The 2,159-nt window shown below is 70.0% G+C and carries 2 protein-coding genes and 1 pseudogene; 2 read left to right on the top strand and 1 reads right to left on the bottom strand.

Annotated elements, in window-relative coordinates:
* Positions 1-215: pseudogene (locus FUT87_RS28620) on the top strand (DNA-protecting protein DprA); the annotation flags it as partial.
* Positions 216-293: 78 nt separating this feature from the next.
* Positions 294-746 (top strand): DUF494 family protein, encoded by a 453-nt coding sequence (locus FUT87_RS10235; RefSeq protein WP_091727970.1) that lies wholly within the window; start codon positions 294-296, stop codon positions 744-746.
* A gap of 108 nt (positions 747-854) precedes the next feature.
* Here FUT87_RS10235 and FUT87_RS10230 read toward each other — a convergent pair.
* Positions 855-2,159 (bottom strand): DUF1631 family protein (locus FUT87_RS10230; RefSeq protein ID WP_147240946.1); only part of this gene is annotated, 1,305 nt, incomplete at its 5' end.

Raw genomic sequence — 2,159 nt, 5'->3', positions numbered from 1 at the left:
CCGGAAGCGGCGCCGAGGCAACGCCAGAACCCGCACCCCAGGACGACCACCCGCTGCTCCGGGCCATCGGCCGGGACACCGTCTCGCTCGAGCAGCTGTCGCAGCGCAGCGGCTGGCCGCAGGACGAGCTGAACGCCACCCTGCTGGACCTGGAGCTCGAGGGCCTCGTCGCCCGCCTCCCCGGCGCGCTGTTCCAGCGCCGTCGCCGGGCCTGAAGCATCCGTGGATGTCGACGGCCGCCGGGGCTCATTTCGGCCGGAAGGGCTTTCGGGCGGTCGGTTATAGTGCCCGCCATGTTCGACGTGCTCGTCTATCTGTACGAAACCTACTGGCGGCCCGACGCCTGCCCGGATCACGCCCAGCTGACCCGGAAATTGTCGGCAGTCGGCTTCGAGGATGACGAAATCCGCGACGCGCTGTCCTGGCTGGACGGCCTGGCCGCCTCGGCCCAATCGCACCACGGCGAGCCCGGCGAGCGTAGCCTGCGCATCTACACCCGCGAGGAGCAGGAGCACCTGGGCGAAAGCTCCGTCGGCTTCATCAGCTTCCTGGCCTCGGCCGGCGTGCTGCCGACCGCGATGCGGGAAATGGTGATCGACCGCGCGATGGCGATCCCCGGCGGCCCGCTGGACCTCGAGGACCTGAAGATCATCGTGCTGATGGTGTTCTGGAGCCTGGGCGAGGAGCCCGACGCGCTGATCCTCGACGAACTGTTCGTCGCGCCCGAAGAGCGCCTGATCCACTGAACCGCGCGCCAGCGCTCAAAAAGAAACCGGCCCCGCATCGCGCGGCGCCGGTTTTTTCATTGGGGCGGCGGCAACAGCGCCCCGCCCTCACCCTGCCCTCACCCGCCCTCAGGCGAGCAGCCGGCTCGGATCGACCTCGAGCTTGGCCAGCGCGTTGCGCGTCGCCTTGACGGTCAGCGATTCATCCTGGGCGGGCAGCATCAGCCCGGCCTGCAGGAAAGCCGCCAGGCGGCTCAGCTGGAACAGCACGCCCCGCCCCTGCGGCGAGACGAACAGGATCAGGTGGTGCCGCAGCCCGCGCCAGACCAGCTGGACCGGCTCCACCCGGCCCCGGTAGTCCAGCATGTACCAGCTGCCCACCTGCAGCTCGCGCGCCCAGGCCAGCATCGCCGGCGTCGGCGCGGCGCCGCCTTCGGCCACCACTTCCAGTCCGTCGCACTCGTGGCTGGACAGGTCGCGCACCAGCGTCTCGTTGATCTCGCCCGCCTCGGGCGACGGCAGCATCGCCTCCAGCGTCTCGAGCTGGCTCATCAGGTCGTCCAGGCGCTCGCGCGGGATCGCCGCGGTCTTGGCGGTGAAGGCCGCCGCCAGCGCATTGTTCAGCGAACGGATGTGCTCATCCTGGCGCTCATGGCCCATGCCCGCGTGGCCCATGCCGTCGCGCAGCGTCTTGAGCAGCGGCGGCAGGCGCCGGATCACCTCGGCCCGGTCCTCGCGCGACACCTTCGCGCTGGCCGACCAGATCAGGTCGGCCGCGGCGCGCTTCATCGCCTTGGTCTGTTCGGCCTGCGGCCCGTAGCGCACGCCGGTCACCGCCAGCACGTCGGCCCAGACCTGGAACAGGAAGTCGCGCACGCCGTCCTGCACCGGCACCTCGGACAGCATCTTGCGCAGCTCGATCGTGTACTGGATCGCCAGCGTCTCGCGCTGCTCGACCTGCTGCGCCAGCGACACGCCCTTCTTCGAGACCTCGTTCTCCTGCTCGAAGTAGTGGTCGAGGAATTTCTCGAACTCGGTCAGCACCGTCTGGAACACGCGCCGGCCGGTGTCGGGATAGGCCTCGACGACCTGCACGACGCGCTTGATCTCGCGCTCCAACGCGTCGCCGATCTCGGCGGTGGACGTGCTGAAGCCCATCACGCACGAGCCCATCCGGTCGATCAGGCGCCGCGCGGGATGGTCGTCGGTGGCGAAGAAGTCCGGCTCGCCCACGGCCACCCGCAGCACCGGCATCTGCAGCCGCGCGAACCAGACCCGGATCGCCGGCGGGATGCGCTCTTCCTGCAGGATGGCCTGGAAGAGCAAGGCGACCAGCTCGATGGTCGCGCGCTCGGCCGGCGTGTCGGCGGCGCTCTTGAGGACCTGCTTCAGCGCCTGGTTGCGATGGCGGATCTCGTCGAGCGCCTGCGGCGC

The organism is Mitsuaria sp. TWR114, from assembly GCF_007997345.1.
Note: the sequence above shows the minus strand (reverse complement) of the source record. Positions and strands in the feature narration are given on the sequence as shown.